General features: G+C 76.1%; 2 protein-coding genes and 1 pseudogene. All 3 read right to left on the reverse strand.

Annotated features, from left to right (window positions below):
- On the reverse strand, positions 1-656 hold a 656-nt coding region (locus CCN51_RS50775; RefSeq protein ID WP_086861201.1), incomplete at its 3' end, for an aminoglycoside phosphotransferase family protein.
- A gap of 117 nt (positions 657-773) precedes the next feature.
- Positions 774-1,286, reverse strand: a complete 513-nt coding sequence (locus CCN51_RS50780; protein WP_043486643.1) for a ferritin-like domain-containing protein — start codon at positions 1,284-1,286, stop codon at positions 774-776.
- A gap of 48 nt (positions 1,287-1,334) precedes the next feature.
- A pseudogene (locus CCN51_RS50785) lies at positions 1,335-1,769 on the reverse strand (hypothetical protein); the annotation flags it as partial.

Here is a 1,769-nt window from a genome sequence, read left to right on the forward strand (position 1 = left end):
GCCAGCACCTTGCCCTGGCGGAAGTCGCCGTGCAGCAGGAGGTGCTCCGGCGTCTGTCCGGACAGCTCCTCGCGCAGCTCCAGCGCCTCGTCGACGAGTGGCCGCGCGTCCGCCGCCCAGGTCCCGGCGGCGATCAGCCGCAGCGTCTCGACCCCCTTGCCGGTCCGGGTGGCGACCGAGTCGAAAGGGTGCCCCTCGGCAGGCGGCACCCACAGCCGGCGCACCGTGCCCGCCGCCTCCAGCAGCGCCTTGGCCTCGGGGAGCGAGCGCAGCGACACCGCGCTGTGCAGCCGCTCCAGCAGCAGCGCCCCGCTCTCGGGGTCGTCGCGCAGCAGGTGCACCGCGCCCCAGCCGTTCCAGTGCGCGAGCGCCGCCCGCTCATGCCCCGCGTACGGGCCCGGCGCGGGGAACTTGAGCGTCGCGGGCGTGCCGTCGGCCTGCCGTACGAGCACGATGAGGCTGCTCCGGCCGCCCGGGCTCGGCACCCGCTCGAGCGTCAGCTCCCAGCCGCGCAGCTGGTGTGCGACCAGCTCGGGCAGCTTGGCCAGCCAGACGCGGGCCGGGCTCTGGGGGTCGTTGCTCAGCGAGTCCAGCAGCCGCTGCGGCAGGGTGATGGGGGCCGCTTCAGGGCCTCCGGGCTGCGGTGCCGATACCATCGCCGAGCTGTCCCCTTTTCATCTGCTTTGTGCGTTGTTACATCTGTCGCTGACAGGCTCCCGCACGGCTGGGGCGAGACTGCCGACAGACCATGATCCAACAGTCCCGGCCGACCGTCACAACTCGCCCGCGGAGGCGCTCGCCGAGGGCACCCCCAGCGTCGGACTTGGCGTGGTGGCGCGTTCGGTGAGCCCAGGGAAGGCTACGCCGCTGCCCCGCCAGCGCACCGCGCGGACCGCCGCCTCGCGCAGCGCCCCGGCCGCCTCGCGGCGCAGGGCACCGTCGGCGGCCCGCACCAGATCGGCGTAGACGGCGGCCACCCGGTTCTCCAGCTCCGCGGCGAGCCGCACCGCGGCCGCGGCGTCCGGCACCGCGAACGGCAGCGCGTAAGCGGGCGCCGCGCCCTCCGGCGTGCCACCCAGATCGCGCACCGTACGCGCGAGCGCGTCCCGCCGCGCCCGATGCGCGGCGTACCCGTCCCGGGCCTCCTGCAGCCGGTCGTCACCGATCCGCCCACCGACCACGCCGTACCCGTAGACCGCGGCATGCTCGGCGGCCAGCGCCGCCTGCGTGGCCTTGAGCGCCATGGCGCGCCCCTCGCGACGCGCGCGAGCCGTCGAGGCGGTCATCTCAGTCCCCTTCCGCGGCGCCCGGCGCCGTCGTTCGGTAGCCGGTACTCATGCGTTGCCCGATGTGAGCAGGTACGCGTGGGCGGCGCCGCAGGCGGCGACCGAGGCCAGGAGGCGGGCGAGCTCGGGTGGAGCGTCGCGGAGCGCGGCGGTGCGGGTGTCGGCGGTGTGGCGCTCGGCGCGGGCGAGTGCGGCCAGGGCCTTCTTCTCGTCCTTCGGGACGTCCGGGACGCGCGTCGCGCGCGCAGAAGCGGACGGGGAAGCGGACGCGGAAGCGGAAGGCGAAGCGGAGGAGGACGAGGCGGACGCGGACGCGGGCGCGCGGAAGGCTTCCAGATGGCGGGCCGTCTCCTCGCGCAGCGGCCGCAGCCGGTCCGCCAGCCTCGGATGCGCGTCGGCGGTCGCGTCGTAGCGAGCCAGAAGCGCGCCGGAGTCGCGCGCGCCCCGGGTGCGCAGCCGATCCTCTCCCGCCGGGGCCCCGGC

Origin of the sequence: Streptomyces milbemycinicus (genome assembly GCF_002154605.1) — a bacterium.
In the GTDB taxonomy this organism is placed as follows: Bacteria; Actinomycetota; Actinomycetes; order Streptomycetales; family Streptomycetaceae; genus Streptomyces; species Streptomyces milbemycinicus.